The organism is Erythrobacter sp. 3-20A1M, from assembly GCF_018636735.1.
Lineage (GTDB): Bacteria > Pseudomonadota > Alphaproteobacteria > Sphingomonadales > Sphingomonadaceae > Alteriqipengyuania.
The window spans coordinates 1,408,413-1,434,960 of the sequence record NZ_CP045200.1; the positions used below are offsets into that span (position 1 = coordinate 1,408,413).

Sequence of the window (26,548 nt, forward strand, 5' to 3'; positions counted from 1 at the left end):
CTCACGCCAGCACCGCTTCGCAGCGATCGCACAGCGCGCCGTCTTCCGGAACGGAGGGCAGCAGACGCCAGCAGCGGCCGCATTTGTCTTCATCGGTGCGCGAGACGGTCACCGCGTCGCCATCGCCGCGGGTCACTGACGCGGTGATGAACAGCTCGGCCAGATCGGCGTCCGAAAAGCCCTCCGGCACGGCGGCGGCGGGCACGGATACCTCGGCCTCCAGGCGGATCGGATCGTCTTGTCGCGCCGCAGCGGCTCGATCGCCTCGGTCACCCGTTCGCGCAAGTCGCGCAGCCCGGCGAAGCGTTCCGCCAGCGCCGGGTCGCGCCAGCCATCGGGTAGCGGACGCCACTGGTGCAGGTGAATGCTGCTCTCGTCCGGGAAGCGGGTCTGCCACACCTCCTCTGCGGTGAAGACCAGCACCGGCGCGGCATAGCGGACCAGCGACTGGAACAGCGTGTCGAGCACGGTGCGATAGGCGCGGCGGGCGGGGTCGGCCGGATCGTCGCAATAGAGCCGGTCCTTGCGCACGTCGAAGAAGAAGGCGCTGAGGTCCTCGTTGCAGAAATCGACCAGCGCGCGCACGTAGTCGTCGAAATCGTACGATGCGATCGCGGCGCGCAGGCGCGTGTCGAGCTCGCCCAGGAGGTGGAGCACATACCGCTCCAGCTCCGGCATGGCGGCGTGATCCTCCACGCCCTCGCGCTCCCACTCGAACCCGTCGAGCGCGCCGAGGAGGTAGCGGAAGGTGTTGCGCAACCGGCGATACTGGTCGGCCACGCCCTTCAGGATTTCGTCGCCGATGCGGTGATCTTCGGTATAGTCGACGCTAAGCGCCCACAGCCGGATGATGTCGGCACCGAACTGCTCCATCACCTTGCCCGGATCGACCGTGTTGCCGAGCGATTTGGACATCTTGCGCCCATCGGCGGCCATGGTGAAACCGTGGGTCAGCACCTGGTCGTAGGGGGCGCGGCCGCGGGTGAGGCAGCTTTCGAGCAAGCTCGACTGGAACCAGCCGCGATGCTGGTCCGACCCCTCGAGATACAGGTCGGCGGGCCACCGCAAGGCGGGCCAGCGCCCCGATTCGAGCGTGAAGACATGGGTGCAGCCCGAATCGAACCACACGTCGAGAATGTCGGTGACCATCTCGAATTCGTCCGGTTCGTGCTCGTCGCCCAGGAATTCCGCCTTGCGTTCGGCGCGCCAGGCATCGACGCCTTCCTCCCGCACCGCGGCGACGACGCGCGCGTTGACTTCGGCGTCCTGCAGATACGAACCATCGGGCCGCACGAACAGTGTGATCGGCACGCCCCAGGCGCGCTGGCGGGAAAGCACCCAGTCGGGCCGCCCCTCGACCATCGATGCGATCCGCCGCCGCCCGCGCTCGGGCACGAAGCGCACCCGCTCGATCTCGGCGAGGGCGGTTTCGCGCAGCGTGCCGCTATCCTGGCCCAGGTCGCGGTCCATCGGCACGAACCATTGCGGGGTGCAGCGATAGATGACCTTGGCCTTCGATCGCCACGAATGCGGGTAGGAGTGCTGGTAGTCCTGGCTGGCGGAAAGCAGCGCACCAGCTTCGCGCAGGTCCGAACAGATCGGCCCGTCGGGCGCGTTGAAATTGGGGTTGATGACCGCGCGGCGGCGCTCGTCCGCACCGCCCAGCCACGGCCAGTCGTCGCGATAGCGCCCGTCGTCCATCACCGCGAAGACCGGCTCGATCCCCACCGTCTTGCACAGCGCGAAATCGTCCTCGCCATGGTCTGGCGCCATGTGGACGAGCCCGGTGCCGCTGTCGGTGGTGACGAAATCGCCCGCCAGCATCGGCCGCGGCTTGGCATAGAACCCGCCGAGATGGTGCATCGGGTGGCGCACCTTTGTCCCGGCGAGGTCGGAGCCTTTGAGTGTCATCCGCTCCCCGACAGGGAGCGCGAATTGCAGCGAAGAGCGCTTCTCGAATGCTTCGATCAGCGGTTTGGCAATCAGAAATTTTTGCCGAAGGCGGCCCTCTTGGGGGGACTGGTCACTCGCATCCACCTGAACTTCAAGAAGCGCATACTCAACCTCCGGCCCGTAAGCCAAAGCCTGGTTCACCGGGATCGTCCACGGCGTCGTGGTCCAGATCACCGCATGCGCGCCGACCAGCTCTTCGATCGGCGATTCGACGATCTCGAACGCCACGTCGATCTGGGTCGAGGTGATGTCCTCGTATTCGACCTCGGCCTCGGCCAGCGCGGTCTTCTCCACGGGCGACCACATGACCGGCTTCGCGCCGCGGTAGAGGTTGCCCGCTTCGGCGACCTTCATCAGCTCGGCGACGATGGTCGCTTCGGAGGCGTAGTCCATCGTCAGGTAGGGATGGTCCCAGTCGCCCATCGTGCCCAGCCGTTTCAGCTGTTCGCGCTGCACATCGACCCAGTGTTGGGCGTAGGCGCGGCATTCGGCGCGGAATTCGGCCGCGGGCACCTCGTCCTTGTTCAGCTTCTTCTTGCGGTACTGCTCCTCCACCTTCCATTCGATCGGGAGGCCGTGGCAGTCCCAGCCGGGCACGTAGGGCGCATCCTTGCCCAGCGCGCTCTGCGTGCGCACCACCATATCCTTCAGGATGTGGTTGAGCGCATGGCCGATATGCATGTCGCCGTTCGCATACGGCGGGCCGTCGTGGAGGATGAACTTCTCTGCCCCCGCGCGCTCTTCGCGCAGGCGGTCGTACAGCCGCTCCTCCTGCCAGCGGGCAAGGATGGCCGGCTCCTTCTGCGGCAGGCCGGCCTTCATGGGAAAATCGGTCTTCGGCAGGAAGACGGTGTCCCGATAATCTTTTTTCGCAGTCTCGCTCATCGCGCGCGGCGCTTAACCCAAAGGGGGAGGCGTGGAAAGCGCGGCGTGGCGGGTACCACGCACGAGCGGCGGATCAGTCCATCCGGCGCAGCCGCCGTTCCTGGAAGGCGAAGCGCGCCGCCGCCGCGACGTCGCCCTGGAAGGAGGCGTTTACGATACCGCCCACGGCCGAGCCCACCACCGGCATCACCATGCCCGCCCGCTTGCGGAACGAAGCGAAGGCGATCGCGCGCGACACGCGCTCCACCGCCTGGTCGACCAGCGCGCCGTGGCGGTCGGGGTCCGCCTCCACCAGCTCGCCATCCGGCCCGATCGCCGCCTCGATCCCGGCGATCGCGCGCTGGCGCTGGTCGGGATCGTTGAGCGCGCTCAGTTCCAGAATCTGCATGCGAAACAGCTGTTCGGCGGTCCCCACCCCGGCGAAGCCGTAGGCGCGGCCCGTGTCGCGGATGGTGCGCACCGCCACCGCGATGGTCGCGGGAATGTCTGCCCCGGCGGTCAGCGCGCCGCCGAAACCCGCCGCGACGCCGGATGCACCGTTGATCGCCTTGGCGCGCGCCTCGACCTTCTTCGCCGCCTGCTTGCACGCGGTGATGTCGCCGGAATCGTGATCGAACCGCGTCAGTTCGGGCGCGCTCGCGGCGCTGTCGATACCGCGCACGACGCGTTCCATCAGCCAGTCGGGCACGACGCTGGCGATCGCTTTGGCGAAGGGGTTGGTCAGCCGCTCGATCCCGCGGCCCAGCATCGACGGGCGGCTGTTGCGGTAGGTGCGCTGATCGCGTTCGATCCGGGTGCGGTCACTCATCGGCGGGTTCCTGTTCTATCCATCTGATTCGAACAGCGAACGTTCCGTGTGCGCGGTGCGTTCCGCCCGCAGGGCGATCTTGTCAGGCGAGCAGGCGGCGCGCCTCCTCGCAATCGCGCTCCATCTGCTCGGTCAGCGCGTCCAGCGTATCGAACTTCGCCTCGGGCCGGATGAAGTGGCGCAGTTCGACCTCGATCTCCTGCCCGTAGAGATCGCCGGAAAAGTCGAAGAAATAGGGTTCGAGCAGCTCCTTGGGCGGTTCGAACTGCGGGCGGATGCCCAGATTGGCCGCGCCCTTCAGCCGCTCGCCGGTCGCCAGCACCCGCGCGGTGACGGCATAGATGCCGTATTGCGGGCGCAGATAGCTTTCGAGGCCGAGATTGGCCGTCGGATAGCCGATGGTCCGCCCGCGCTTGTCGCCATGTTCCACGATGCCGCGAATCGCGAAGGGGCGGGTCAGCAGGCGGGTGGCGGTCTCGCAATCGCCCTGGCGCAGCGCCTCGCGGATGCGGCTGGAGGAGATCGTCGCTCCGCCTTCCTCCACCGCGCCGACCGCGCGGGTCTGCATGCCGTGGGCGGCAGCCAGCTCGGCCAGGATCTCGCGATTGCCCGCGCGCCCCTTGCCGAAGGTGAAATCCTCGCCGGTCACGATCCCGCCCGCGCCCAGATGACCGTGTAGCAGGTCGTCGACGAACTGGCGGGGCGTCATCGCCGCCATCTCGGCCCCGAAATGCAGCACCAGCATCGCGCTCGCCCCGGCGGCGAGATAGAGTTCGCGCCGCTGCTCCAGCGTGGTCAGGCGGAAGGGTGGCACGTCGGGCCGGAAGAAGCGGACCGGATGCGGATCGAAGGTGGCGATCATCGCCGGGCGCTCCTCGGCCCGCGCCCAGCGGATCGCCTCGCCCGCCACCGCCTGGTGCCCGGCGTGGAAGCCGTCGAAATTGCCGAGCGCGATGATCGCGCCCTTCAGCGCCTCTGGCACGGGCGCGCGGTGATCGAGCCAGCGCATCAGCGCCGCACCAGCGTGACGAAGGAGAAGGCGGGACGGTCGCCATCCGCCGGATGATCCTCGCGCGCCATTTCCCGCCAGTCGTCGCCGAGAGGCGGGACGGTGGTGTCGCCTTCGGGCGCGGCATGCACTTCGGTCAGCTCGACCCGGCTCGCGCGGTCGCGGAACCGGGCGAAGATTTGCGCGCCGCCGATGATCCACACGGTGCCGTCACCCGCCATCTCCAGCGCCTGTGCGGGATCGTGCGCGACTTCCGCTCCATCGGCCGACCAGCCGGTATCGCGCGTCAGCACGATATGGCGGCGGCCCGGCAGCGGGGCGGGGAAGCTGTCGAAGGTCTTGCGACCCATCACCATCGGCGCGCCCATGGTCAGCGCCTTGAAATGCTTCAGGTCCGCCGGGATATGCCAGGGGAGGCCGCCATCGCGCCCGATCACGCCGTTGTCGGCGCGCGCATAGATCAGCGCGAGGGTTTGCGTCATTCCCAGCCCAGCCGGGTCGCGTGGCCCATCTTGCGCCCCTCTCGCGCTTCCGCCTTGCCGTAGAGGTGCAGGTGCGTCGCGGGATCGGCCAGCCATTGCGCCGCGCCATGCGCCGCCTCGCCGATGATGTTGGTCATGGTCACGCGCGGGGTCAGCGTACGGGTATCGCCCAGCGGCAGGCCGCAGATCGCGCGGATGTGGTTCTCGAACTGGCTCGTCGCCGCGCCCTCGATCGTCCAGTGGCCCGAATTATGGACGCGCGGGGCCATCTCGTTGAACACCGGGCCATCGGCGGTGGCGAAGAATTCCAGCGTCAGCACGCCGACATATTCCAGTCGGTCGGCCACCCGGCGGGCCAGCGCGCGCGCTTCGCCCATCTGTGCGGCGATCGCATCGCCCGCGGGCAGGCTGGAGGTCGCGAGGATGCCGTCGACATGGGTATTGGCCGGGCTGTCCCAGAACACGACCTCACCCAGGTGCCCGCGCGCGAGAATCACCGAGAACTCGACTTCGAAATCGACGAACCCCTCGTAAATCAGCGGGCTGCCTTCGATTTCGAGCGCGTCGCCCGCCTCCCGCTCGTCGATACGCCACTGGCCCTTGCCGTCATAGCCGTCGCGCCGGGTCTTCAGGATGCCGGGCGTGCCCACCCGGGCCATCGCGGCGGACAAATCCGCCTTCTGGTCGACCTGCGCGTATTGCGCCGGTCGCCCACCGAGCTTCTCGACGAACTGCTTTTCGAACAACCGGTCCTGCGCGATTTTCAGCGCGCGCGGATGCGGGGCGAGCTTTGCCTCGATCGGGCCGAGCGGGGCGACCGGCACGTTCTCGAATTCCCAGGTCACGACGTCGCAGCGCGCGGCGAAATCGGCCAGCGCCTGTTCGTCGTGCCAGTCGGCGGTGACGAAATCGGCGCAGGCACCGCCGCTGACATTGTCGCCTTCGGGCGCGTAGCCGATGCAGGCGTACCCCATCTGACCCGCCGCTACGGCCATCATCCGGCCGAGCTGCCCGCCGCCCATGATCCCGATCGTGCCGCCCGGTTCGATCATGGCCTACTCGGGACGCTCCGCCACCGCCTCGCTGCGCGCGGCGCGCCACGCCTTCAGCCGCTCGGTCAGCGCGGGGTCGGATGTTGCGAGGATCGCCGCGGCCAGCAGCCCGGCATTGGTCGCGCCGGCTTCGCCGATCGCCAGCGTACCGGTCGGCACGCCCGCGGGCATCTGCACGATCGACAGCAGGCTATCCATGCCCGACAGCGCCTTCGATTGCACCGGAACGCCCAGCACCGGCAGGTGCGTCATCGCGGCGATCATGCCCGGCAGGTGCGCCGCGCCGCCCGCGCCCGCGACGATCACTTTGAAACCCTCGCCTTCGGCCCCCTTGGCGAAATCGGCCATGCGATCGGGCGTGCGGTGGGCGGAAACGATCCGCGCCTCGTGCGGCACGTCCAGCTCGTCCAGCACCTTCGCCGCATGTTCCATGGTCGGCCAGTCCGACTGGCTCCCCATCACGATGGCGACCCTAGGCGCGCCGTTCGCATCCCCGGGCACGGTCTTACGCGTCCTTCAGATAGCGCCGCTCGCCCGGCTTCATGTTCTCGTCGAACTCGTAGACGATCGGCTGGCCGGTCGGGATTTCGAGCCCGGTGATCTCGTCGTCGGCGATGTTCGACAGATGCTTCACCAGCGCGCGCAGCGAGTTGCCGTGGGCGGAAATCAGCACCGTCTCCCCGGCGGCGAGTTGCGGCAGGATGGCGCTCTCCCAATAGGGCAGCACGCGTTCGATCGTCAGTTTCAGGCTTTCCGTGCGCGGCACGTCGATCCCGGCATAGCGCGGATCGGCGGCGAGATCGTAATCGCTTCCCGCGTCCATCTCGGGCGGCGGGGTGTCGAAGCTGCGGCGCCAGACATGCACCTGCTCCTCGCCGTGCTTCTCGCGCATCTCGTCCTTGTTGAGGCCGGTCAGCCCGCCATAGTGCCGCTCGTTGAGGTGCCAGTCCTTCGTTTCCGGGATCCACAACCGCCCGCATTCCTCCAGCGCCAGATGCAGCGTGCGAATCGCGCGCGTCTGGAGCGAGGTGAAGGCGAGGGTGGGCTGCACATCCTTTTCCGCCAGCAGGCGCCCGACGGCGCGCGCCTCGTCCACCCCCTTGTCGGTCAGGTCGACGTCCCACCATCCGGTGAAGCGGTTGGCGAGGTTCCATTCGCTCTGTCCATGGCGAACGAGGATCAGCGTGGGCATCGGATGTCGCTCCTGTCGGCGGTGTGCGAGGGGGCGGCCTAGCGGTCGGGGCCGGGTTTGGGAAGCGTCGCGCTGCCCTGGGGCTCACCCGAATCGCCCGCACGGCTCTGCGCCTTGCGTCGCCGCAAGTTCTCGCGCAGCTTCGCGGCCAGTCGTTCCTCGCGGGTCGGGGTATCGGATGCGGGCTTGCTCATTTCGCCTCACCCATGCCGCGAAGCGCGCATCGGCTCAAGCTTGGCTTGACATTGGCGGGGCGCTTGGACAAAGCGCGCGCCTGCCCCGACCAGTGCTGCTGTAGCTCAGAGGTAGAGCACTCCCTTGGTAAGGGAGAGGCCGAGAGTTCAATTCTCTCCAGCAGCACCATTCTCCTTGAATACGGCGCGTGTTATCGGCATAACACACCCATGGGCGGGACAGACGACAGCGCGATCGAACAGGTGGACGAAGAGGCGCTGGCCCACGTCCATCCCAACCACGAGAAGCTGGTCCGCGCGCAACTCCTCATCCTCGCGGTTCCCATCGTCATAGGCGCGATTATAGCGATGATAGCAGGCGGCACGATCGGATTGATCGCCGGCCCGCTCGCGATCCTGATCGCCGCGTTCTTTGCCTGGTACATGCCGCATCGCCGCTTCCTCGCCCGCGGGTTCGCGATGGGCACGGACCGCCTGCGCGTGGTGCGCGGCTTGCTGTTCCGCTCCGACACCGTCGTACCCTTCGGCAGGGTCCAGCATATCGACGTCGATCGCGGCCCGCTGGAACGCTATTACGGGCTCGCCACGCTGACGCTGCACACCGCCGGCACGCATAACGCTTCGGTCGCGCTGCCCGGCCTGCTGCACGAGGACGCGCTGGCCATGCGCGAGGAGATTCGCGCCCATATCAAGCGCGAGACGCTGTGAACGCGGTTTCGGACATCGACCGGTCCGAGCCGCGGCGGACCGATCCCAAGAGCTTCATCGTCAGCACGCTGTCGGCCGTGCCGCGCATGGTGCTGCCGATCCTCGCGGGTTTCTATGGTATCGCGCAGGGCGGGAAAGCATGGGGCCTCGCGGTCCTCGCTCTGTTCGCGCTGGGCGGAATAGCCATCAGCGTGCTCGTTGCCTTCCTCCAGTGGCGGCGCTTCACCTATCGCGTCGGCGAGGCGGACATTCGTGTCGAGAGCGGGGTGCTATCTCGCGCCGCGCGCTCGGTGCCTTACGAGCGGATTCAGGATGTCAGCCTCGAACAGGGGCTGGTCGCGCGCATATTCGACCTCGTACAGGTAAAGTTCGAGACCGGCGCCGGCGGCAAGGACGAGCTCGCGCTGGCCTATCTGCCCGCCAGCGAGGGCGAGGCCCTGCGCGAACTGGTGCGCGAGAGGCGCGAAGGGGAACTTGCGTCTGCCGAGACTGAGGACGCGCTTGCGCCAGCCACCGCCGAATCGTCAGGCGACGCCAACGCCAACGCCCAAACCCTCTTCGCCATGGGCCCGCGCCGCATCTTCACCTTTGGACTGTTCGAATTTTCGCTGACCGTCGTCGCGGCCGCTGCCGGTGCGGCGCAACAATTCGACCAGTTCATTTCCTTCGACATCTGGGATGTCGACACGTGGCAGCGGCTGCTCACAGGCCCGGGGGAGCGGCTGCTCCATATCGGCCTGGCCTGGCAGGTCATCGCAGCCATCGGTGCGATCGTCAGCCTCGCCGCGATCGGTCTCGTCACCGGGCTGGTCCGCACGGCCTTGCGCGAATGGGATTTTCGGCTCGACAAGACACCGCGCGGGTTCCGCCGACGGCGCGGGTTGTTGACCCGGACCGATCTGGTCATGCCGGTCCACCGCGTTCAGGCGCTGTCCTTCACCACCGGCATCATCCGCCGCCGGTTCGGGTGGGGCGGGCTCTCCTTCATCAGCCTGGCGCAGGATTCGGGTAAGGGAAACCATTCGGTCGCGCCGTTCGCGAAGGACGAAGAGCTGGAGCCGATCGTCCGCGCCGCGCAGTTCGCCAGTCCGGACGCCTCGACCGAATGGCACCGCAGCAGCACCGCCTACCATGCGGTGAGGGCGCTGGTGGAAAGCCTTCTCTTTATCCCGGTCACTATCGGCACGGCGCTCGGCATCGCTCTCGCTGGCGATGGAGGCGCGATCGTGGGGGGATGGGCTCTCCTGCTGGCACCCGTAGCGCTGTGGGGCTTTTTGATGGTGCGCCGCTACATGCTGTGGCGTCACCATCGTCATGCGCTCGATCATCGGCAAGTGTATCGCCGCACCGGCTGGCTCGCACCCAAGTTGCTGGTCGGCAGCCGGATCAAGCAGCAATCGGTCGAGATCGCGCAGGGGCCGCTGGCGCGCCGCTATGGCTATGCCACGCTCGCGCTGGGGCTGGCTGGGGGTAAGTTCGACCTCCACGGCGTGCCGGTGGCAGAGGCGTATCGAATGCGAGGCGCGATCCTTTCCAGCATTGCCGGGACCGACTTTTCCGAACTGCTCTAGCTGTCAGGCGCGCAGATCGCTCCAGTCCGGATGGCGCTGGAACTGCGCCTCGACATAGGAACAGCGCGGCACGATCTTGAAGCCCTGCTCGCGGGCATCGGAGACGAAGCGATCGACCAGCTGCGCGGCGACCCCGCGGCCGCCGATAGCAGGCGGCACGACGGTATGGGTGGCAATGCGGACATCGTCGTCGCCCCCGGTCTTGCCGCTACCTTTCGGTTCCCATTCCAGATAGCCGCTGGTGTCGCCGCCCGCGACGTCGGCGACATATTTGCCGCCCTGGCCCACCGCGTGATGGGTGATGGAAACTTCCGCTCGTTCTTCGGCCATGGTCTGATCCCTTGCTGGTTCTTGCGCTCAACGCCGTGCGCGCTAGGGGCGTTCCATGCGTTTCCTCTCCGACAATGCCGCCCGCGTTCATCCCCAGGTGTGGGAGGCGATGCGCGCTGCCGACGCGACGGACACGCCATACGATGGCGATGCTATCTCGCAGCGGCAGGATGCAGCGTTCGGCGCACTGTTCGGGCGCGAGGTCGCGGTGCTGTGGGTCGCGACCGGGACCGCGGCGAACTGTCTCGCGCTGTCGGCCATGGTGCCGCCGCATGGCGGCGTCGTGTGCCACCGCGAGGCGCATATCGAGGCGGACGAGGGCGGCGCGCCCGGCTTCTACCTCCACGGTGCGAAGCTGATGCTGGCCGAAGGAGAGGGTGCAAAGCTCACGCCCGAGACGATCGCACAGGTGATCGACCCCATCCGCAACGATGTGCATCAGGTTCAGCCCCATGCGATCTCGGTCACCCAGGCGAGCGAGTACGGGCGCGCCTATCGTCCGGAAGAACTCGCGGCGATCAGCACCCTGGCGCGGGACCGGAATTTGCGTCTGCACGTCGATGGCGCGCGGTTCGCCAATGCCGTCGCCTTCCTCGATTGCACACCCGCGGAGGCTGCGGGGCCGGCCGATGCGCTCAGTTTCGGCTGCGTAAAGAACGGTGCGATGAGCGCGGAGGCGATCGTGTTCTTCGACCCCGCGCTCGCCGATGTGGTACGCTATCGCCGCAAGCGGGCGGGGCATCTTCAATCGAAGGGGCGCTTCCTAGCCGCGCAATTGCTGGCCATGGTCGAGGACGGGCTGTGGCTGGAGAATGCGCGTGCGGCCAATGCGGCGGCACAGGCGATTGCGGGGGAAGCAAGCGAGCGCCTGCTCCACCCGGTCGAGGCGAACGAGGTGTTCGTGACGCTGACCCCTGCCGAGCGTGAAGAGCTGCGCGGGCAGGGCTACGAATTCTACGACTGGGGCGTCGACGCCGCGCGCTTCGTCGCGGCGTGGGACAGCGACCAGGAGGCTGCCCGCGCGCTCGGTCGAGCGATCGCTGCGCTGTGACCTCCCAACGGGCGCATCCGCCCTTTCTCAGCTGGCGGGTGCTGGTCCCGTTTCTGCTGACCGGCACCATCTGGGGCTCCACCTGGCTCGTCATTACCGGGCAGATCGACGGGGTCGCGGCCAGCTGGTCGATCGCGTGGCGGTTCCTGCTCGCGACCCCGGCGATGTTTCTGGTCGCCATTGTGATGCGACGCAGCCTGTCCATCGGGCGGCAGGGGCAGATGCTGGCGCTGATGGTCGGGCTGGCGCAGTTCTGCATGAATTTCAACTTCGTCTATCGGGCGGAACTGCACCTGACCTCCGGCATCGTCGCGGTGATGTTCGGCATGCTGATGGTGCCGAACGCGGTATTCGGCCGCGTGATGCTGGGGCAGAGGATCACGCGCGGCTTCGTGATCGGCAGTCTGGTCGCGGGCGCGGGCATCGCCCTGCTGCTGATCCATGAAGGGCGCACCGCGCCGCCATTCTCGGATGTAGGAGGCGGCATATGGGTCGGCATCGCGCTGGCGGTGGGCGGGATGCTGTCGGCCAGCTTCGCCAATGTGGTGCAGGCGAACGAGGCGGGGCGGCGGTTGCCGATGGTCAGCCTGCTCGCCTGGTCGATGCTCTACGGCACGATCCTCGACTTCGCGCTCGCCTGGGCGACGGCCGGTCCACCGACTTTCCCGACCTCGGCGGGCTACTGGGGCGGGATCGCGTGGCTCGCGCTGGCGGGATCGGTCGTAACCTTCCCGCTTCATTACAATCTCGTACGCCAGATCGGGGCGGGCAAGGCGGCCTATAACGGGATCGTGACGGTGACTGTGGCGATGGTGCTGTCGACTCTGTTCGAGGACTATCACTGGAACCCGGTCACCATCAGCGGGGCCATTCTGGCGCTGGTCGGGCTCGTCATCGCACTGCGCTCGCGCCATTCGGTACCGCCGCGCCCGGTCGCGGCGGGCGGGGAGTAGTTAGATCAAATTGCGCAATCCCTCGCGAAAGGTCGGATAGCGCGGCCGCCAGTCCAGCACCCGCTTTGCCTTGCCGTTCGAGACGCGGCGGTTCTCGGCGTAGAAACCGCGCGCCATTTCGCTCAGCCCGGCCTCGTCCATCGTCTGCAGCGGCGGCGGGTCAAGCGCGAGCAGGCGACACGCCTCCTCGGTCACGGCGTTGTGGCTGGCAGGCAGATCGTCGCCGAGATTGTAGGCACCGGCGGGCGCATCGCCCGTCAGCGCCGCGATCACGCCGCTAACGATATCCTCGACATGGATGCGGCTGAACACCTGGCCCGGCAGGTCGATGCGATGCGCCTTGCCCGCGCGGACCCGGTCGAGTGCGCTGCGCCCAGGCCCGTAGATGCCGGGCAGGCGAAAGACACGTGCGCCGCGATCGATCCATGCCGCGTCGCATTCGGTCCGCGCGCTGCGCCGTCCGCCGCCGACAGGCGTGCCCTCGTCCACCCAGGCGCCCTGCGCATCGCCATAGACCCCGGTCGACGACAGATAGCCGAGCCAGTCGTGCGACAGCGAATCGCCATACCGCTCCAGCACCGGATCGCCGCCGGTGTCGCGGTCCGGCGGAACCGATGAAAGAACCGCCGCCGATCCGGCCAGCGCATCGCGCACCGCGGTCTCGTCGTCGAACTGCAGGGTTCCGTCCGAGCCGGTCGACCCTACATCCCAGCCGAGCCCCTCTGCCGCATCCGCGATTCGCTTCGCGGTGTAGCCGAGGCCGAAAATGAACAATTGCGCCATGCTGCGCATTCTAGCCTATCGACCGCTTCGCGAAAGGGAGTAACCGACACCGCCATGGATATCTCCCGCACCCCATCGACTCCCGACGGCAACCCGCAGCTGGCCGATGCGCCACCCGAACCCAAGCAGCCGCCGATCATCCGGCGGAAGGACTACACGCCCTTCGCTTGGCTCGTGCCTGAGACGCGGCTGGAGTTCGATCTGGGGCTGGATCGGACGAAGGTGCGCAGCATCCTGACCGTCGAGCGCAATCCGGCGGCGGCACCGGACAGCGTGCTGCGTCTCAACGGCGATGGCCTCACTCCCATTTCTATTACGGTCGACGGGAATGCAGTGAACGATTTCGCTATGGTCGGCGACGATCTGGACGTCCCGTTGACGGGCAAGGCGCACACGGTTGCGATAGAGACCGAGATCGACCCGTCCGCCAATACCCAGCTGATGGGGCTTTATGCCTCGAACGGGATGCTGTGCACGCAGTGCGAGGCGGAAGGGTTCCGTCGGATTACCTTCTTCCCCGACCGTCCCGATGTCCTTTCCACCTATACCGTGCGCATGGAAGGGCCGGCGAAAACCTTTCCCGTCCTGCTCGCGAATGGAAACCGCACGGATGCGGGCGAGGCGGAGGGTGGATACCACTGGGCCGAATGGCACGATCCGTGGCCCAAGCCGAGCTATCTGTTCGCCTTGGTCGCGGGCCAGTTGGAGGCGCGGCGTGACCGCTTCACCACCATGGGCGGGCGAGAGGTCGACCTCGCCATCTGGGTGCGCGCCGAGGATCTGCCGCGCACCGAACATGCCATGGAATCGCTCAAGCGCTCGATGAAGTGGGACGAGGAAGCGTTCGGGCGCGAATACGATCTCGACGTGTTCAACATCGTCGCGGTGTCCGATTTCAACATGGGGGCGATGGAGAACAAGGGGCTCAACGTCTTCAACACCAAATACGTGCTGGCGGACTACGAGACCGCGACCGACGGCAATTTCGAGGCGATCGAGGGCGTGATCGGCCACGAATATTTTCACAACTGGTCGGGCAACCGCATCACCTGCCGCGACTGGTTCCAGCTGAGCCTGAAGGAAGGCTTCACCGTGTTGCGCGACCAGCTGTTCAGCCAGGCGATGCAGGGCGAGGCGGTGAAGCGGATCGAGGATGTGCGGGTGCTGCGCAGCGTCCAGTTCCCCGAGGATTCGGGGCCGCTGGCCCACCCGATCCGGCCCGACAGCTACCGAGAGATCAGCAATTTCTACACCGCCACGGTCTACAACAAGGGGGCCGAGGTCATTCGTATGATGCGGACCATGGCGGGTCCCGAGCGGTTCCGGGAAGGCACCGACCTCTATTTCGAGCGGCACGACGGCGAGGCGGCGACGTGCGAGGATTTCGTGAAGGCGATCGAGGATGGCGCCGGGCTCGACCTCGACCAGTTCCGCCTGTGGTATTCGCAGGCCGGCACGCCCCGCGTCGACGTCGCGCTCCGGCATGAAGGCGACATCGCGATCCTCTCGCTGCGGCAGAGCGTGCCCGCCACCCCGGACCAGCCCGAGAAAGAGCCGATGCCGATTCCGCTCAAGCTGGCGCTGTTCGACCGTGAAACCGGTGCCCATCGGGGCGAGCAATTGCTCGTGCTCGACGAAGCCGAGGCGGAAATCCGCTACGACGGATTTGCGCAGCCGCCGGTTCTGTCGATCAATCGCGGCTATTCGGCACCGGTGTCGATCCATCGCAGCGTCTCGCCCGCCGACCTCGTTTTTCTCGCCGCGAAGGACGACGATTCCTTTGCGCGCTACGAGGCGATGCAGGAACTGCTCGTCGGTCATCTGGTCGCGGCGGTCGAGGGCCGACTGTCCGATACCGAACGCGGTAGCGGGCGCGAGGCGATCGGCGAAGCGTTCGGAGCGATCCTGGCCGACGACCAGCTCGACGATTCGATGCGCGGCGAACTCATCAGCCTGCCTACACAATCCTACCTCGCGGAGCAGATCGAGATCGCCGATCCGGGCCTCATTCACGAGGAGCGAGAGGCGCTGAAGGCTTGGCTGGGGGAGCGATTTGCGACCCAGCTCGGTGCGCATCACGACCGCACGAGCGCGGTTCCGTTCGGTCTGGATGCCGCCGCCAAGGGTGCGCGCAAGGTGAAGGGGCAGGCGCTCGTCTATCTCGCCGCGGCCGATCCGGCCGGTTCGGCCAGACGCGCGATGACGCAGTACGAGCGCGCCGACAACATGACCGACCGCCAGAGCGCGCTGCTGGTGCTGGCGGGCCTCGATGTGCCGGAACGCCAGGCCGCGCTGGACGATTTCTATCGGCGGTTCGAAGGCGATGCGCTGGTGATCGACAAATGGTTCACGCTCCAGGCGATTTCGACGCACCCCGATGTGCTCGAACACGTGGAAACCCTGGCGAGCCACCCCGACTTCACCCTGCGCAATCCGAATCGGGTGCGCGCGCTCTACATGGCCTTCGCGGGCAACCCCCACGCCTTCCATTCCGCCGATGGCCGGGGCTATCGCATGATCGCCGACCTCATCCTAGCTCTCGACCCGATCAACCCGCAAACCGCGGCGCGCTTCGTACCCTCGCTCGGTCGCTGGCGCCGGATCGAGCCGGGTCGCGCGGCACTGATGCGCGGCGAACTGGAGCGGATCGCGGCGGCGCCGAACCTGTCGCGGGACACTTTCGAGCAGGTCACCCGCAGCCTTGGTTGACGCCGAACAGCTAGAGCCGCTGCGCGCCGCGGTGCTCGGGAATGTCCCGCACGGGTTCCTGACTCGCCGCGGCGGCGTGTCCGCCGGAGAGCTGTCCGGGCTGCAATTCGGTACGGGGGCGGGGGACGATCCGGAGGCGGTCGCGGAAAACCGGCGTCGCGCGATCGCCGCCATCCTTCCTGGGGCCGAACTTGCCATGCCTTATCAGGTGCATTCTCCCGACGCCGCACTTGTCGAGAGTCCTGTCGGCGGGGACGATCGGCCGCGTGCCGATGCCCTGGTCACGGCGACCCCGGGCCTGTTGCTGGGTATCGTGACCGCCGATTGCGCGCCGGTGCTTCTCGCCGACCCAGGCGCGGGCGTGGTCGCCGCGGCGCACGCCGGATGGCGCGGCGCGCTCGGTGGCGTAATCGGCAACACGGTGGCGACAATGGTCCGCCTGGGCGCGCGCAAATCCGACATTCGCGCCGCGGTCGGCCCGTGCATAGCGCAGGCGAGTTACGAGGTCGGCCCGGACATGCGGGCAGCCTTTCCCGACGATGCGCACCGGTTCTTCGAAACAGGGGAGGAAGACCGGTGGCAATTCGATCTGTCAGGTTTCGTGGCCGATCGCCTGGAGCGATCCGGTGTCGGTCGGGTCGAGGTCATCGGGCGTGACACCTACGCCGAACCGGCACTGTTTTATTCCTATCGCCGTGCCACCCATCGCGGAGAGGCGAGCTACGGGCGGCAGGGGTCTGTCATCGGTCTGCCACCGGCCTAGCCACTTGACGGTCAAAAGGCGGTTGGCTTAGCGCCCTCTAGCAGCTAGTAGCGCCCGCAAAGCGGCGGTCCGGGTTCTCCATCCGCAGCCGTTATGGGTAAGATCACGGGCGCATTTTTCGCGCCGAGGGCAAGGCAGAACTGATGGTTGAGACTTCGGGAACCGCCGCGGCGGACCAGGCGACCGACATTTCCGAAACGCACGGCGACACGTTCCGTCGCCGCGATTTCATCAACATCGCCGCGATCAGCGCAGGCGGTGTCGGTGCGCTCGCGGTGGTCTATCCGCTGGTGAGCCAGATGGCACCGTCCGCCGACGTGCTGGCCGAGGCGAGCACCGAGGTGGACGTTTCCAAGATCGAGGCCGGGCAGGCGATCAAGGCGGTTTTCCGTAAACAGCCCCTGTTCGTGCGTCGCCTTACGCCCAAGGAAATCGCCGAGGCGAACGCGGTGCCGTTGTCCGCGCTGCGCGATCCGCAGACCTTGGCCGAGCGGACCAAGGAAGGGCATGAGGACATGCTCATCACCATGGGCGTCTGCACCCATCTCGGCTGCGTTCCGCTGGGCGCGGGCGAGGGCGAGAACCGCGGCGAGTTCGGCGGCTATTTCTGCCCCTGCCACGGCTCCAGCTACGACACCGCCGCGCGCATCCGGAAGGGGCCGGCACCGAAGAACCTCGAGGTTCCGGATTACGAATTCACCTCCGACACGACCGTCACCGTCGGGTAAGGCAGAGAAAGACCGACCATGAGCTTCGCCTGGGCCAAGGAATACACTCCGTCCAATCCGCTGATGCGGTATCTCGACGAGAAGCTGCCGCTGCCGCGCCTCGTCTATGGTGCGGTGGGCGCCGGCTATCCTGTGCCGCGCAACCTCAATTACATGTGGAATTTCGGCGTCCTGGCCGGGTTCTGCCTGATGCTGCAGATCGTTACCGGCGTGGTCCTGGCGATGCACTATGCCGCCAACGCCAACGTCGCCTTCGCCTCGGTCGAGCACCTGATGCGCGACGTCAACTGGGGCTGGATGCTGCGCTATGCGCACGCGAACGGGGCAAGCTTCTTCTTCGTGGTGATCTATCTCCACATCTTCCGCGGATTCTTCTACTCCAGCTACAAGGCGCCGCGCGAGATGATCTGGCTGCTCGGCGTGGTCATCTTCCTCCTTACCATGGCGACCGCCTTCATGGGCTACGTCCTGCCTTGGGGCCAGATGAGCTTCTGGGGGGCGAAGGTCATCACCGGCCTGTTCGGCGCGATCCCGCTGGTGGGCGAGCCGATCCAGGTCTGGCTGCTCGGCGGCTACGCGCCCGACAACGCCGCGCTGAACCGCTTCTTCTCGCTGCATTTCATGCTGCCCTTCGTGATCGCGGGCGTCGTGATCCTGCACATCTGGGCGCTGCACATCCCCGGGTCGTCCAACCCGACCGGCGTTGAGGTAAAGAGCGAAGCGGACACCGTGCCGTTCCATCCGTACTACACGGCGAAGGACGGGTTCGGGCTCGGCATTTTCCTCATTATCTACACGCTGTTTGTGTTCTTCCTGCCGAACTATCTCGGCCACCCGGACAACTATATCGAGGCGAACCCGCTTTCGACGCCGGCACACATTGTGCCCGAATGGTACTTCTGGCCGTTTTATGCGATCTTGCGCGCCTTTACCTTCGACTTCATCCTGCCGGCGAAGCTGTGGGGTGTGCTCGCGATGTTCAGCGCGATCTTGTGCTGGTTCTTCCTGCCCTGGCTCGACAAGTCGCCGGTGCGCAGCGGCCACTACCGCCCACTGTTCCGCAAGTTCTTCTGGTTCGGGCTGATCCCCGCGATGGCCGTGCTGTTCTATTGCGGCGGCGCGCCGGCGGAGGAGCCCTATGTGATGCTGAGCCAGATCGCGACCGCGTATTATTTCCTCCACTTCCTCGTGATCTTGCCGATCGTATCGTCGATCGAGCGGCCCGAGCCGCTGCCGCTATCCATTACCGAGGCGGTGCTGGGCTCCGACAAGACGCCGGTGAAGGGCGAGAACGCCTCTCCGGCGGTATGACGCGACAGGGAAAGACCACACGATGATCCGCCTATTTGGTATCGCCGCAGGGCTCGTATTTACACTTGTCGTGCTGCTGGCCTTCATATCCGGCGCATATACCGCCGCGACCGATCCGACGCCCGAAAGCGTCGACCACGTATTCCATCTGCATCCGCACGAGCCGGAGGGCGGCTATTCGTTCACGGGGCCGGTCGGCACCTGGGACCTGGCGCAGCTCCAGCGCGGGTACAAGGTGTACAAGGAAGTGTGCGCCGCCTGCCACTCGATGAAATTCGTCGCGTTCCGCGATCTGGGCGAGCTCGGCTACGACGAGGGCCAGGTGAAGGCGATCGCGGCAAGCGTGCAGGTTCCCGGTGTAAACCCGGACACGGGCGAGGAAACGAGCCGGGCCGCGACCCCGACCGACTATTTCCCGTCGCCTTATCCGAACGAGGTCGCTGCCAAGGCGGCCAATGGCGGGAAGGTGCCGCCCGATCTCTCGCTGATCACCAAGGCGCGCGAGGACGGCACGGATTACGTTTATTCCCTGCTGACCGGCTACCGCGATCCCGCGACCTTCAAGCTTGAGAACGGCGAATCCCTCCACGAGGCGTTCCCGGACTGGTCGGTTCCGCCGGGGACCTATTTCAATCCCTACTTCTCGGCGCTGGCGATCGGCATGCCGCCGCCGCTGACGAGTGAAGGCCAGGTGACCTACGACGACGGCACCAAGGCGACCATTCCCCAGATGTCGAAGGACGTTTCAGCATTCCTGACTTGGACTGCGGAGCCGAAGCTGGTGAAGCGCAAGCAGACCGGCTGGCCGGTGGTCCTGTTCCTCATCTTCGCCTCGGTTCTGGCCTATTTCGCCAAGAACCACGTCTGGGCGGCGGTGAAGCCGAAGAAGAAGGCGAGCAGGACTGACTGACGCTGGTCCTGCGCCGGGCATGACGCTGGCGGAACTGGAGCGCCATGTGCGCACCGTTCCCGACTTTCCGAAGCCGGGTATCCAGTTCCGCGACATCACCACGCTGTTGTCGAATGGCGAGGCGCTCGCGGCATCCGTTGCGCTGCTTGCCGAACGCGCGCGGGCGCATCAGGCGGAATTGATCGCCGGGATCGAGGCGCGCGGCTTCATCTTCGGCACCGCAGTGGCGGTAGAGCTGGGCCTGGGCTTCGTGCCCGTACGCAAACCGGGCAAGCTCCCGGTGCCGACCATCGCCGTCGGTTACGCACTGGAATACGGCGCCGATCGGCTGGAACTCGATCCGGGGGCCGTGCCGCCCGGGACGCGGGTGGTTCTGGTCGACGACCTCGTTGCAACCGGCGGAACCGCACTCGCCGCGACCGATCTGCTGCGCCGCACGGGCGCGCACGTCGCCGCCGCGCTATTTGCCATCGACCTTCCCGATCTCGGCGGTGCGCAGCGGCTCAGAGCAGAGGCTGTCCCTGTCGATGCCCTGATGACCTTTCCGGGCGACTGACGCGGCATTACATACGCGGTGCGGATACTTTGCCCCGCGCGCGCATTCGGAGTAGGGTCAAGCGAAGGCCGAGGGGACAGCCACGCCATCATGCATTCTGAAGCGCTCGTTATCGCCATCATCGGTGTCCTTGGCATCGGTGCGCAATGGCTCGCCTGGCGAACCAACTGGCCCGCCATCGTCCTCATGCTGGCCGCCGGCTTCCTCGCCGGACCGATCCTCGGTTTTCTGAATCCGGAGGAAACCTTCGGTAACCTGCTGGAGCCGATGATCAGCATCGGGGTCGCGCTGATCCTGTTCGAAGGGGGATTGAGCCTCGACCTGCGCGAATTGCGCCATTCCGGCGATGCCGTCTGGCGGCTCGCCACGATCGGTGTCGCGGTAGGTTGGGCGCTGGGATCGGCCGCCGGGTTCTACGTTGCCGGCATCGTCTGGCCGGTAGCGATCCTGTTCGGGGGCATCCTGGTGGTGACCGGCCCGACCGTCGTGCTTCCCCTGCTAAGGCAATCGAACATTCAGACCCGGCCCGCTTCGATTCTGAAGTGGGAAGCGATCGTGAATGATCCGACCGGCGCGCTGTGCGCCGTGATCGCCTACGAGTATTTCCGCAAGGTTGCCGAGGCACCAGGAGCCTCCCTGCTTGAGGTGGTCCCGCCGCTCCTCATCGCAGCGGTGATCGCAGGGGTGATCGGCTACGCCGCCGCAGCGGCAATCGCCTACCTCTTCCCGCGCGGCGCGGTGCCTGAATATCTGAAGGTCCCCGTACTCTTCAGCGTGGTCATCGGAGTGTTCGTACTTTCGAACAAGATCGAGCATGAAGCAGGGCTGGTCGCGGTGACCGTGATGGGCGTCGCGCTTGCCAATATGGACATGTCGAGCCTGCGATCGATCCATCCGTTCAAGGAGAATATCGCGGTCCTGCTGGTCTCGGGCATATTCATCCTGCTGTCGTCATCGCTCCAGTTCGACGAACTCCAATATTTCAACTGGCGCTTCGGCGCGTTCTTACTCGTCCTGCTCTTCTTTGTACGCCCCGTGACGGTCTTGGTCTCGCTGCTCGGCAGCTCCACTCCGTGGAACGAGCGATTGTTCATCGCCTGGATCGCGCCGCGCGGTATCGTGCTGGTCGCGATCTCGGGCCTGTTCGCCCTGCGCCTGAACGAAATCGGCTATACCGATGGAAATCTGCTGATCGGGTTGAGCTTCGCGGTGGTCGTGGCGACCATTGTGGCGCATGGTTTCACGGTCGACATCGTCGCTCGTTGGCTCAAGATAAAGGGCACGAACCGCCCCGGCCTGCTTGTGGTCGGTTCCACTCCGTGGGGCGTGGCTTTGGGCAAGCAGATGCACGATTTGGACACTCCGGTGATGGTGGTCGATTCGAGCTGGCAACGTCTCGCCGCCGCGCGTCGTGAAGGATTACCGTATTATCACGGCGAGATCCTGAACGAGGCGACCGAACATAACCTTGATCTGAATCCCTACCAGGTGCTGGTCGCAGTGACCGAGAACGAGGCCTACAACGCACTGGTATGTAGCGAGTTCGCTCACGAGGTCGGTCGCGACAGCGTCTACCAGCTCGGCGATGCGGACGAGGAGGATCATCGCGCTCTGCCGCCTTCGCTCCGCGGGCGAGCCCTGTTCGAGGCCGGCTTCGGCGTCGCCGAGGTGCACCAGCGCCAGCAGGACAAATGGGAATTTCGCCGAACCAAGCTGACCGACGAATTCTCGATCGAAGATGCGCGCGAGAAACTGCCCGACGGGGCGCAGATGTTGTTGCTGTTGCGTGAAGGCGGCATAATGCGCTTCTTCACGCATGCCGCCCGGCCCGAGCCGAGGGCTGGCGATATCGTGATATCCTATTCCCCGCCCGAGCCGGGAGATCGCGAGGCCGCCGCAGCGAAACGCGCAGCGAAACGCGCCAGCCCGGCACAGCCGGCATGAATGATTCGAGGAAAAGACCGATGAACCGCACCCCCCTTATCGCCATCGCAGTGGCGACCTTTGCACTCGGCTTGACTGCCTGTGACGAAGGCAGGGAGGCTCAGCCCTCATCCACCCCCACACAAACATCCACGCCTACCTCTGCCGATCCGGTCAGCATCATCCGGCCCGATATCGAGGAGGCGCCGACCGTCCCTCTCGAATCGCTCGATGCGACCATCGGCTTCGGCAGCACCGGGTCGGAGATATCGCCCGAGGCCGAGGCGCAATTGCGCGACGTGCTCGAGTCTCCGCAATTGTCGCGCGGGCAGGCTATTACCATTCGCGGGCATTCCGACAGTTCGGGGCGGAACGAGGCGAACATGAAGCTGTCGCAGGAACGGGCCAATGCCGTGCGCGACTGGCTGGTCGACCACGGCGTCGCGAAGGACCGGCTGACGGTGATCGCGTTCGGAGAGCAGAACCCGGTTCAGCCCAACGCGCTTCCCGATGGCACCCCGAACGAACCGGGCCGGACCGCGAATCGCCGCGTGGAAATCCACGTCGCGGTGCCTGCAGGCGCCACCATGACCGCAGAGGAAGCGCAGTCGGCGCAAGAGAAGGATGCAGTTCGCGCCACGGCGGCACCGAACTCGGCCCAGCCAACCACCGAACCAACGGGCTCGGACGAATAAAGCGGCGTTGACGGATAGCCCCCACCGGTGGCAATGCGAGCCGGTAGAGCGGGTATAGCATAGTGGTAATGCTCTAGCCTTCCAAGCTAGCTAGAGGGGTTCGATTCCCCTTACCCGCTCCAGTCTCTCCTTAGTGTATCGCCGACAGCTTCCCCGACGAGAGATCGAGCCGTGCCTCCAGTGGCGAATTCCGCCCCTGAAAGATAGTCGGACCCCAAATGCTTCCAGTTGGTTAGGATACCATGGAGGCACATGTGAGCGATACCATCACCGTAAACGGAACCGAGCATTCAGTCCCGGATGACCCCCGTGTCACACTACTGGATTTTCTTCGCCAGCACATTGGCTTGACCGGCACGAAAAAGGGCTGCGACCATGGCCAATGCGGGGCGTGCACGGTTATCGTCAACGGTATGCGCATCAATAGCTGCCTTACTTTGGCTGCGATGCACGATGGCGATAGCGTGACCACGATCGAGGGTCTTGGCACGCCGGAGGCGCCGTCGTCGTTGCAAACCGCGTTTGTGGAGCATGACGGCTACCAGTGCGGCTATTGCACGCCGGGCCAGATTTGCTCTGCGACCGCGATGCTCGACGAGATCGCCAGCGGCTTCGCCAGCGACGCGAGCGAGAACCTGCAGGGCGAGATGCGACCGACGCCAGAGGAAATCCGCGAGCGAATGAGCGGCAATCTGTGTCGCTGTGGAGCCTACGCTAATATCGTGGCCGCCATTCAGGATGTAGCCGGCAAGGGAGACGCCCGATGAGACCGTTCGACTTCCAGCGGCCTGACAGCCTCGCGCACGCCCACCAGCTTGCGGCCCCGGAAAATGCGACCGCGATCGCGGGAGGTACCAACCTCCTCGACCTGATGAAGCTGCAGGTGGAACGACCTGAGCGCCTGGTCGATATCAACCGTCTTGGGATGACCGAGATCGCGGATGGTGCCGATGGCGGTCTGCGCATCGGAGCGCTCGCCTCCAATACCGCGACGGCCAACCATGATCGGGTGCGCGCCGAATATCCGGTGCTCGCCCGTGCCATCCTGGCCGGAGCGACGCAGCAATTGCGCAACCGGGCCACGACCGGCGGAAATCTTTGCCAGCGAACGCGCTGCTATTATTTCACCAATATCGACCAACCGTGCAACAAGCGCGAGCCGGGATCGGGGTGCGGTGCCATCGACGGCATAGCGCATCTGCACGCGATTCTCGGCACCAGCGCCGATTGTATCGCAACTTACCCCGGTGACATGGCGGTGGCGATGAGCGCCTTGGGCGCCACGGTCGAAATCGAAAGCGCTGATGGCATCGAACGCTCCGTTCCGGTGCGCGACTTTCACTTGCTGCCCGGTGATACGCCTTGGCGCGACAACGTGCTGGAAACCGGAGATATTATCACCGCTGTCACGCTTCCGGCGCCGGTTCCCGGCAAACAGCTTTATCGCAAGGTGCGCGAGAGATCGTCTTACGCGTTCGCGCTGGTATCGGTAGCGGCGATCGTCGCCATGGAAGATGGCGCCATTACCCGCGCCGACCTCGCCTTCGGCGGGATTGCGCACAAACCGTGGTATGATCCGCGCCTGTCGGAGCTTCTTATTGGAGAGGCACCATCGCGTGCGCTGTTCGACAAGGCGGCCGATGTGCTGCTGGAGGACGCACGCGGCTACCGCGAGAACGATTTCAAGATACCGCTTGCCCGGCGCACGCTTGCCGCGGTGCTGGCCGAAGCGACGGAGACCGAACTATGAGCGCGCACCTGAAGCAGGATGAGCCCATCACCTCGAACCGGCTCGACAAGATGAAGCAGGGGATCATCGGGAAGCCGATATCGCGCATCGACGGGCTGGCGAAAGTTACCGGGACTGCGCCCTACGCGGCAGAATATCGGGTCGAAGGTCTGGCCGAAGGCGTGCTCGTCACCTCGCGCATCACCTATGGAGAGGTGGTTTCCATCGACAAGACCAGCGTGATGTCCATGCCCGGCGTTATCGCGGTTGTCGACGACGAGCGCCTGACCACGCGCGCCGCGCAGGGCACCGCCAACGAGGCACCCCAGCAGGATCCGCGCACGGTCTGCTATTGGGGCCAACCGATCGCGCTGGTCGTCGCTGAGACCTTCGAGCAGGCGCGCGATGCGGCAAAGCACCTGAAGGTCGAATACCGTGCGACAAGTGGGGCCCCGCTCGACCCCGATGGCGTAACGCCGGAAGAGCAGGAAGACGAGACCGTCAACCAGGGCGATCTGGATGGAGCAATGGCGAGTGCCGCGCATACGAGCGATGTGCAGGTCAAAACCGAAGGGCACGCGTCTGCGGCCATGGAGCCGCACGCGGCGATCGCCGAATGGGTTGGCGACAGGTTGACGGTCCACGCCTCCCTGCAGATGCCGAACTATAACATTACCGAACTGGCGGACAGCCTGGGTATCGAGGAAGATAATATCCGGCTCGTATCTCGCTATGTCGGCGGGGGCTTCGGCTCGAAACTAGGCATCAGCGAAGAGACGGTGGCGGCCGCGGTCGCGGCGCGCGAACTCAAGCGACCGGTGCGGGTGGTGATGAGCCGCCAGCAAGTCTTCCAGTGCGTCATGCGCCGGTCCGAAACGACACAGAGATTGCGCTTGGCGAGTGACGAGGAAGGTCGGCTGGACGGCTTCGGCCACCAGGCGCTCGTTTCCAATCTGCCGGGTGAGGAATTCGCCGAGCCGGTCCTCCAGTCCTCGCATTTCCTTTACGGGGGCGAGAACCGGCAACTGAAGCTGGAAGTCGCTCGCATTCACAGGATGACGGCCGGTTCAGTCCGCGCACCGGGCGAAGCCGTCGGCATGCCGGCGCTGGAAATCGCGATGGATGTCCTCGCGGAAAAATCGGGCGTCGATCCGGTCGAATTGCGGTTGCGGAATATTCCGGATCGCAACCCGGAAGAGGACCTTCCCTTTTCCTCGCGCAAACTGGCAGAATGCCTGCGGGAAGGGGCGGACAAGTTCGGATGGGACGGTGGGCCCAGGACACCACGCCAGCGCCGCGAGGGCGAATGGTGGATCGGCACCGGAATGGCGAGCGCCGCGCGCGTGCACAATGTCGGCGAAGCCAAGGCCCGCGTGACTTTGAAGAGCGACGGCACGGCCGTGGTTCAGAGCGATATGACCGACATCGGCACCGGGACCTACACCATCGTCGCACAGATTGCCGGCGAGATGCTTGGCCTGTCCGTAGAGCAGGTGCTGGTGGAACTGGGTGATACGGATCATCCCAAGGGTCCGGGCTCGGGCGGAAGCTGGGGCGCTGCGTCGATCGGGTCGGCTGTCTATGTCGCGTGCGAAGCCTTGCGCGAAAAGATTGCGCAGCGCGTTGGCACCAGCGAAGAAAGCATGGAGCTTCGCGATGGCGCAGTGGTCGGCGGCAAGTCACTGGCGGAATTGCTGGATGGAGAAGACCTCTCCGAAGAAGGGCATTACGAGCCGGGCGATATTTCCGACAGCCATACCGCATCCGGTTTCGGCGCGTTTTTCGCCGAAGTTCGGGTCAATCGCTTTACCGGCGAAACCCGTGTCAACCGCATGCTGGGTGCCTTCGGTTTCGGGCGGGTGCTGAACGAGAAGACGGCCCGATCGCAATGTCTGGGCGGGATCACCTGGAGCATCGGCGTTGCGTTGACCGAGGCGCTGCTGTTCGACCCGGTCGACGGCCATCTCGTGAACTGCGACCTTGCGGAATATCACGTGCCCGTGAACCGTGACGTGGCCGATGTCGAAGTCCTCATGCTCGAAGAGCGTGATCCGGTCGCAAGCCCGATTCAGGCGAAGGGCATCGGTGAACTGGGGATGTGCGGCGGCGCGGCGGCGATCGCGAATGCGATTTACAATGCCAGTGGCGCGCGCATCTATCATTACCCGATGACACCGGAGCGAGTGCTTGCCGCTCTGCCGGACTGATGTGGGCTAACGGCTGGCGGACAAGCCGCAGTTATGCTTTTGCATG

The 26,548-nt window shown here is 65.8% G+C and carries 24 protein-coding genes, 2 tRNA genes and 1 pseudogene; 17 read left to right on the forward strand and 10 right to left on the reverse strand.

What is annotated here, in order from left to right:
• Position 1: 1 nt before the first annotated feature.
• The 8 genes and pseudogenes from ileS to F7D01_RS06985 all read right to left on the reverse strand — a co-directional run bounded on the left by ileS (position 2) and on the right by F7D01_RS06985 (position 7,575).
• Positions 2-2,838 (reverse strand): annotated as a pseudogene (ileS, locus tag F7D01_RS06950) (isoleucine--tRNA ligase).
• A gap of 73 nt (positions 2,839-2,911) precedes the next feature.
• On the reverse strand, positions 2,912-3,646 hold the full coding sequence (locus F7D01_RS06955) for an EcsC family protein (protein WP_215229456.1): 735 nt from the start codon (positions 3,644-3,646) through the stop codon (positions 2,912-2,914).
• 82 nt (positions 3,647-3,728) lie between these two features.
• Positions 3,729-4,655, reverse strand: a complete 927-nt coding sequence (locus F7D01_RS06960) for a bifunctional riboflavin kinase/FAD synthetase (RefSeq protein ID WP_215229457.1) — start codon at positions 4,653-4,655, stop codon at positions 3,729-3,731.
• Entirely contained in the window at positions 4,655-5,137 is a 483-nt protein-coding gene (locus F7D01_RS06965; RefSeq protein ID WP_215229458.1) for a dihydrofolate reductase, read from the reverse strand. The genes F7D01_RS06960 and F7D01_RS06965 overlap by 1 nt, the downstream gene beginning before the upstream one ends.
• Complete coding sequence (locus F7D01_RS06970; protein WP_215229459.1) at positions 5,134-6,189, reverse strand: 5-(carboxyamino)imidazole ribonucleotide synthase; 1,056 nt, start codon at positions 6,187-6,189, stop codon at positions 5,134-5,136. Before F7D01_RS06970 ends, F7D01_RS06965 begins: the two co-directional genes overlap by 4 nt.
• Before the next feature lie 3 nt (positions 6,190-6,192).
• The gene (purE, locus tag F7D01_RS06975) at positions 6,193-6,690 is read right to left on the reverse strand and encodes a 5-(carboxyamino)imidazole ribonucleotide mutase (protein ID WP_256443730.1); all 498 of its coding nucleotides are present in this window, start codon (positions 6,688-6,690) and stop codon (positions 6,193-6,195) included.
• A 4-nt stretch (positions 6,691-6,694) separates the two neighbouring features.
• Positions 6,695-7,381, reverse strand: coding sequence for a 2,3-diphosphoglycerate-dependent phosphoglycerate mutase (gene gpmA, locus F7D01_RS06980; RefSeq protein ID WP_215229460.1), 687 nt, complete (start codon positions 7,379-7,381; stop codon positions 6,695-6,697).
• Between the two features lie 38 nt (positions 7,382-7,419).
• Complete coding sequence (locus F7D01_RS06985) at positions 7,420-7,575, reverse strand: hypothetical protein (RefSeq protein WP_215229461.1); 156 nt, start codon at positions 7,573-7,575, stop codon at positions 7,420-7,422.
• Positions 7,576-7,669: 94 nt separating this feature from the next.
• Here F7D01_RS06985 and F7D01_RS06990 point away from each other — a divergent pair.
• From F7D01_RS06990 to F7D01_RS07000, 3 genes are all read left to right on the forward strand, one after another.
• Positions 7,670-7,744 (forward strand) — tRNA-Thr (locus tag F7D01_RS06990).
• A 41-nt stretch (positions 7,745-7,785) separates the two neighbouring features.
• A complete protein-coding gene (locus F7D01_RS06995; RefSeq protein ID WP_215229462.1) occupies positions 7,786-8,283 on the forward strand; it encodes a PH domain-containing protein in 498 nt (165 codons plus the stop codon).
• Positions 8,280-9,854, forward strand: a complete 1,575-nt coding sequence (locus F7D01_RS07000) for a PH domain-containing protein (protein ID WP_251567146.1) — start codon at positions 8,280-8,282, stop codon at positions 9,852-9,854. The genes F7D01_RS06995 and F7D01_RS07000 overlap by 4 nt, the downstream gene beginning before the upstream one ends.
• 3 nt (positions 9,855-9,857) lie before the next feature.
• Here F7D01_RS07000 and F7D01_RS07005 read toward each other — a convergent pair whose 3' ends face one another.
• Positions 9,858-10,184 (reverse strand): GNAT family N-acetyltransferase, encoded by a 327-nt coding sequence (locus F7D01_RS07005; protein ID WP_215229463.1) that lies wholly within the window; start codon positions 10,182-10,184, stop codon positions 9,858-9,860.
• Positions 10,185-10,239: 55 nt separating this feature from the next.
• Here F7D01_RS07005 and F7D01_RS07010 point away from each other — a divergent pair, with 55 nt between their 5' ends.
• Positions 10,240-11,235 carry a low specificity L-threonine aldolase gene (locus F7D01_RS07010; RefSeq protein WP_215229464.1) on the forward strand — a complete coding sequence of 332 codons (996 nt, stop codon included), beginning with the start codon at positions 10,240-10,242 and terminating at the stop codon, positions 11,233-11,235.
• A complete protein-coding gene (locus F7D01_RS07015) occupies positions 11,232-12,188 on the forward strand; it encodes a DMT family transporter (protein WP_215229465.1) in 957 nt (318 codons plus the stop codon). The genes F7D01_RS07010 and F7D01_RS07015 overlap by 4 nt, the downstream gene beginning before the upstream one ends.
• Here F7D01_RS07015 and F7D01_RS07020 read toward each other — a convergent pair whose 3' ends face one another.
• The gene (locus tag F7D01_RS07020; protein WP_215229466.1) at positions 12,189-12,971 is read right to left on the reverse strand and encodes an SDR family NAD(P)-dependent oxidoreductase; all 783 of its coding nucleotides are present in this window, start codon (positions 12,969-12,971) and stop codon (positions 12,189-12,191) included.
• A 54-nt stretch (positions 12,972-13,025) separates the two neighbouring features.
• On the opposite strand from F7D01_RS07020, the gene pepN reads away from it, so the two are divergent.
• From pepN to F7D01_RS07080, 12 genes are all read left to right on the forward strand, one after another.
• Positions 13,026-15,680, forward strand: a complete 2,655-nt coding sequence (gene pepN, locus F7D01_RS07025) for an aminopeptidase N (RefSeq protein ID WP_215229467.1) — start codon at positions 13,026-13,028, stop codon at positions 15,678-15,680.
• Positions 15,673-16,443, forward strand: a complete 771-nt coding sequence (gene pgeF / locus F7D01_RS07030) for a peptidoglycan editing factor PgeF (protein ID WP_215229468.1) — start codon at positions 15,673-15,675, stop codon at positions 16,441-16,443. Before pepN ends, pgeF begins: the two co-directional genes overlap by 8 nt.
• Positions 16,444-16,586: 143 nt before the next feature.
• Entirely contained in the window at positions 16,587-17,171 is a 585-nt protein-coding gene (petA, locus tag F7D01_RS07035) for a ubiquinol-cytochrome c reductase iron-sulfur subunit (protein WP_215229469.1), read from the forward strand.
• A gap of 18 nt (positions 17,172-17,189) precedes the next feature.
• On the forward strand, positions 17,190-18,482 hold the full coding sequence (locus tag F7D01_RS07040; RefSeq protein ID WP_215229470.1) for a cytochrome b/b6: 1,293 nt from the start codon (positions 17,190-17,192) through the stop codon (positions 18,480-18,482).
• 22 nt (positions 18,483-18,504) lie between these two features.
• Entirely contained in the window at positions 18,505-19,392 is an 888-nt protein-coding gene (locus tag F7D01_RS07045) for a cytochrome c1 (RefSeq protein WP_215229471.1), read from the forward strand.
• Between the two features lie 19 nt (positions 19,393-19,411).
• The gene (locus F7D01_RS07050) at positions 19,412-19,948 is read left to right on the forward strand and encodes an adenine phosphoribosyltransferase (protein WP_215229472.1); all 537 of its coding nucleotides are present in this window, start codon (positions 19,412-19,414) and stop codon (positions 19,946-19,948) included.
• A 90-nt stretch (positions 19,949-20,038) separates the two neighbouring features.
• Positions 20,039-21,892, forward strand: coding sequence for a sodium:proton antiporter (locus F7D01_RS07055; protein ID WP_215229473.1), 1,854 nt, complete (start codon positions 20,039-20,041; stop codon positions 21,890-21,892).
• A 20-nt stretch (positions 21,893-21,912) separates the two neighbouring features.
• Positions 21,913-22,566 carry an OmpA family protein gene (locus F7D01_RS07060; RefSeq protein WP_215229474.1) on the forward strand — a complete coding sequence of 218 codons (654 nt, stop codon included), beginning with the start codon at positions 21,913-21,915 and terminating at the stop codon, positions 22,564-22,566.
• 48 nt (positions 22,567-22,614) lie between these two features.
• Positions 22,615-22,688, forward strand: a tRNA-Gly gene (locus F7D01_RS07065).
• A gap of 132 nt (positions 22,689-22,820) precedes the next feature.
• Complete coding sequence (locus tag F7D01_RS07070) at positions 22,821-23,333, forward strand: 2Fe-2S iron-sulfur cluster-binding protein (RefSeq protein WP_371819699.1); 513 nt, start codon at positions 22,821-22,823, stop codon at positions 23,331-23,333.
• Positions 23,330-24,316, forward strand: a complete 987-nt coding sequence (locus tag F7D01_RS07075) for a xanthine dehydrogenase family protein subunit M (protein ID WP_215229476.1) — start codon at positions 23,330-23,332, stop codon at positions 24,314-24,316. Before F7D01_RS07070 ends, F7D01_RS07075 begins: the two co-directional genes overlap by 4 nt.
• Positions 24,313-26,502: a xanthine dehydrogenase family protein molybdopterin-binding subunit gene (locus tag F7D01_RS07080; RefSeq protein WP_215229477.1), complete on the forward strand. Its 2,190-nt coding sequence runs from the start codon at positions 24,313-24,315 to the stop codon at positions 26,500-26,502. The genes F7D01_RS07075 and F7D01_RS07080 overlap by 4 nt, the downstream gene beginning before the upstream one ends.
• Positions 26,503-26,548 lie beyond the last annotated feature (46 nt).

Coding starts and splice junctions, on each gene's coding strand:
- F7D01_RS06955 (WP_215229456.1), bottom strand. CDS start 3,646: ATGAGTGACCGCACCCGGATCGAACGCGATCAGCGCACCTACCGCAAC.
- F7D01_RS06960 (WP_215229457.1), bottom strand. CDS start 4,655: ATGCGCTGGCTCGATCACCGCGCGCCCGTGCCAGAGGCGCTGAAGGGC.
- F7D01_RS06965 (WP_215229458.1), bottom strand. CDS start 5,137: ATGACGCAAACCCTCGCGCTGATCTATGCGCGCGCCGACAACGGCGTG.
- F7D01_RS06970 (WP_215229459.1), bottom strand. CDS start 6,189: ATGATCGAACCGGGCGGCACGATCGGGATCATGGGCGGCGGGCAGCTC.
- gpmA (WP_215229460.1), bottom strand. CDS start 7,381: ATGCCCACGCTGATCCTCGTTCGCCATGGACAGAGCGAATGGAACCTC.
- F7D01_RS06985 (WP_215229461.1), bottom strand. CDS start 7,575: ATGAGCAAGCCCGCATCCGATACCCCGACCCGCGAGGAACGACTGGCC.
- F7D01_RS06995 (WP_215229462.1), top strand. CDS start 7,786: ATGGGCGGGACAGACGACAGCGCGATCGAACAGGTGGACGAAGAGGCG.
- F7D01_RS07005 (WP_215229463.1), bottom strand. CDS start 10,184: ATGGCCGAAGAACGAGCGGAAGTTTCCATCACCCATCACGCGGTGGGC.
- F7D01_RS07010 (WP_215229464.1), top strand. CDS start 10,240: ATGCGTTTCCTCTCCGACAATGCCGCCCGCGTTCATCCCCAGGTGTGG.
- F7D01_RS07020 (WP_215229466.1), bottom strand. CDS start 12,971: ATGGCGCAATTGTTCATTTTCGGCCTCGGCTACACCGCGAAGCGAATC.
- pepN (WP_215229467.1), top strand. CDS start 13,026: ATGGATATCTCCCGCACCCCATCGACTCCCGACGGCAACCCGCAGCTG.
- petA (WP_215229469.1), top strand. CDS start 16,587: ATGGTTGAGACTTCGGGAACCGCCGCGGCGGACCAGGCGACCGACATT.
- F7D01_RS07040 (WP_215229470.1), top strand. CDS start 17,190: ATGAGCTTCGCCTGGGCCAAGGAATACACTCCGTCCAATCCGCTGATG.
- F7D01_RS07045 (WP_215229471.1), top strand. CDS start 18,505: ATGATCCGCCTATTTGGTATCGCCGCAGGGCTCGTATTTACACTTGTC.
- F7D01_RS07050 (WP_215229472.1), top strand. CDS start 19,412: ATGACGCTGGCGGAACTGGAGCGCCATGTGCGCACCGTTCCCGACTTT.
- F7D01_RS07055 (WP_215229473.1), top strand. CDS start 20,039: ATGCATTCTGAAGCGCTCGTTATCGCCATCATCGGTGTCCTTGGCATC.
- F7D01_RS07060 (WP_215229474.1), top strand. CDS start 21,913: ATGAACCGCACCCCCCTTATCGCCATCGCAGTGGCGACCTTTGCACTC.
- F7D01_RS07075 (WP_215229476.1), top strand. CDS start 23,330: ATGAGACCGTTCGACTTCCAGCGGCCTGACAGCCTCGCGCACGCCCAC.
- F7D01_RS07080 (WP_215229477.1), top strand. CDS start 24,313: ATGAGCGCGCACCTGAAGCAGGATGAGCCCATCACCTCGAACCGGCTC.